Here is a 3,063-nt window from a genome sequence, read left to right on the forward strand (position 1 = left end):
ATGTGGTTTCCTGAAATTTCCGTTACCGTTAAGCAACAACCGTTATGAGCTACTGAGGCACCAATCGCTAATCCCTCAACCATTTCGTTGCTTAGCTCAATGGTATGAGTCTGAAACAACTCTTTTTTGTTTATAGCAACCAGTGTTGCCATTCCTTGAACGATACCTGTAAACATAAGATTCCTATTTAGCATTCTAATAACAGTTTTTCATAGCAGTTATTGTGACATTTCTTTATGATTCGTCCAGTGGAAGCTTAAGATCATTGTCTCTGATTCCTTCAGAATGTCCTTTCCTACACTATTATTCTAATTTTCCCTCTTATTTGGAGTTGTTTGTGCATCGTTACAAAGAAGAATCCTCGAATCTAATCAAACTTGCGACCCCAGTATTAATCGCATCTGTTGCACAAACTGGAATGGGTTTTGTCGATACCGTAATGGCCGGTGGTGTAAGTGCTATCGATATGGCGGCGGTTTCGATTGCAGCAAGTATCTGGCTACCATCAATCTTATTTGGTGTGGGTCTGTTGATGGCGTTGGTTCCTGTCGTTGCACAACTACATGGTTCTGGTAGACAAGTAAAAATTCCATTTGAGATTCAACAAGGTGCGTTTTTAGCGCTTGCCATCTCCCTTCCAATCATTGGCGTACTTTTTCAGACACAACTGATATTGGAGTGGATGGACATAGAACAACTCATGGCAGAAAAAACCATCGGTTATATGAATGCGGTGATGTTTGCTGTCCCTGCATTTTTGTTGTTCCAAACATTGAGAAGCTTTACAGATGGTATGTCTTTAACTAAGCCTGCAATGGTGATTGGTTTTATTGGCTTGCTATTAAACATCCCGCTTAACTGGATGTTCGTATACGGAAAGCTTGGCGCTCCCGCTCTGGGTGGTGTTGGCTGTGGAGTTGCAACGGCTATCGTATATTGGGTGATGTTTGCTCTGCTGTTCGCTTACGTTTTAACATCAAAGCGTTTGGCTAAAATCAATATCTTCGGTACGTTCCACAAACCTCAGCTCAAAGCACAAATTCGTTTGTTTAAACTAGGCTTTCCAGTTGCCGCTGCTATCTTCTTTGAGGTGACGCTATTCGCTGTTGTTTCTCTGTTGGTTGCCCCTCTTGGGTCTTTGGTTGTCGCCGCACACCAGGTTGCAATTAACTTCTCGTCACTGATATTTATGATACCAATGAGTATCGGTGCCGCCGTGAGTATTCGTGTTGGTCATAAGTTGGGTGAAAACAACACTGAAGGAGCGAAAATCGCGACACACGTGGGAATCATTGTTGGTTTAGTCACAGCCCTAATGACAGCTACATTGACGGTACTATTCAGAGAGCAAGTTTCGTTACTGTACACAGAGAATACGGCGGTAATTACTGTTGCAATGCAATTACTATTGTTCGCTGCAGTTTATCAATGTACTGACGCAATCCAAGTTATCGCTGCAGGGGCTTTGCGTGGATACAAAGACATGCGTTCGATCTTCAACATTACTTTCGTTGCTTACTGGTTGCTTGGTCTTCCTATTGGCTACATTTTAGGAATGAAAGATTGGATTGTTGAGCCTATGGGCGCGCACGGTTTCTGGGTTGGGTTCATTGTTGGTCTAACGTCTGCAGCTATTATGCTAGGTATGCGTCTGCACTGGATGCACAAACAAGACGACGATGTGCAGTTAGAATTTAGCTCTCGCTGAGTTCTAACTCACTCAACCGGTATCCCTGATATTGAATACGAAAAAGAGCTCTGATATTCAGAGCTCTTTTTCGTTTACTGTGTGTATGACTATATTGTACTGAACAATCTGATTGGTATTAATACTCACTCTTTTCTCTAACGAAGCGCGCAAACTTGGGTTTTCCATTTTGAGTAAAGCCATTGTAGCGAAAGGTAATACGGCTGCCGATCTCAGGCGGCGCAAGTCTCATTTGATCACTGAACCCGCTTCCGATATAAAACTCAACCCCTTCTTCCGTGTGAACCAAAATCGAACCCATCATCCCTTTATACTTCCCTGTCCCGCCTTTGTAGCCAATAACTGTGGCTTCGGCATCGTGATGCCTTTTTAGTTTTAACAGGTCATTGCTTCGACCTGCTTGATAACGACTGGTGATCTTTCTGAGCATCAAACCTTCGCCATTACGTTCATCGACATTGTCTAATTGATAAAACAGAGCTTCTTCATTTTGAATAGGTACATGTTCGATGTAGCTGACATGAGGTTCTCCAATCATACTTACCCAATGCAATATGTTGTAATAGCGCTTTTGATAATCGCCAGTCGCCCCTGGCATATCAAACAGCATCAAGTCTATTTGGCGCCACGCAACATCACTAGGTGTGTGATCGAGGACGGTAGATTGGACTAAGTGGAACTTTCCTCTTCCTGCCCAGAGCTCCCCTTCAAGGTGTACCTTCGGTAAGTTTTTTGTAAACCACTTCGGTGAGTAAATGCGATTCCCATTTCGAGTATAAAGGTGTTGTCCGTCCCAAAGAGCACGAATCCCATCAAGCTTTTCACTCTTCCAGTATTCAGAAACATCAATGCCTTGTTGGTATGTATTGGCCAGTACCAAATGGTCGGGAGGTAAATAGGATGAATGAGAAGAAAGCGAACACGCCCATAGAGTTGCTATCGCCAATTTAGTTAATCTCATCATCTGCTCCGTATTGATATCTGTAGTGCTCAACAAACGCCTTTAATCCTAAGCGTTCTGACACGTAGGTAGACAACCTTTGCTAGAAGATGCGATCCACACGCCAACCTTATTTAACTTTCAATTTCATTCATGCAATTAATGGCTTATGAGTCTCAAATGTTCACCCATTTTTAGTTCTCATATTGAGAAACCGACTTTCTCAATATGAGATAGAGATTAGCGATCGAGTTAAGCTATTGAAAAATATAAACATAAAAGTTGGCACATTCAGTGCAGCTGTCCATACATACTCAAAAGGAGATATCGCTATGGAACTACGTAAGATTGATTTAAATACAACGACACTGACTCTTTCTATCTTCGGTGATTTAGATGCAGCAGGTAGCCGTGA

At 42.4% G+C, this 3,063-nt stretch carries 2 protein-coding genes and 2 pseudogenes; 2 read left to right on the top strand and 2 right to left on the bottom strand.

Features of this window, described 5'->3' with window-relative positions:
- Window positions 1-176: pseudogene (locus tag AB4496_RS21060) on the bottom strand (riboflavin synthase); the annotation flags it as partial.
- 161 nt (window positions 177-337) lie between these two features.
- Here AB4496_RS21060 and AB4496_RS21065 point away from each other — a divergent pair.
- The gene (locus AB4496_RS21065) at window positions 338-1,708 is read left to right on the top strand and encodes an MATE family efflux transporter (RefSeq protein WP_009846755.1); all 1,371 of its coding nucleotides are present in this window, start codon (window positions 338-340) and stop codon (window positions 1,706-1,708) included.
- A gap of 118 nt (window positions 1,709-1,826) precedes the next feature.
- On the opposite strand, the gene AB4496_RS21070 is transcribed toward AB4496_RS21065, so the two are convergent.
- The gene (locus tag AB4496_RS21070) at window positions 1,827-2,669 is read right to left on the bottom strand and encodes a DNA ligase (RefSeq protein WP_009846756.1); all 843 of its coding nucleotides are present in this window, start codon (window positions 2,667-2,669) and stop codon (window positions 1,827-1,829) included.
- A gap of 254 nt (window positions 2,670-2,923) precedes the next feature.
- On the opposite strand from AB4496_RS21070, the pseudogene AB4496_RS21075 reads away from it, so the two are divergent.
- Window positions 2,924-3,063, top strand: a pseudogene (locus tag AB4496_RS21075) (anti-anti-sigma factor); the annotation flags it as partial.

It is taken from the genome of Vibrio sp. 10N.222.46.A1 (genome assembly GCF_041473595.1).
GTDB lineage: Bacteria > Pseudomonadota > Gammaproteobacteria > Enterobacterales > Vibrionaceae > Vibrio > Vibrio tasmaniensis_A.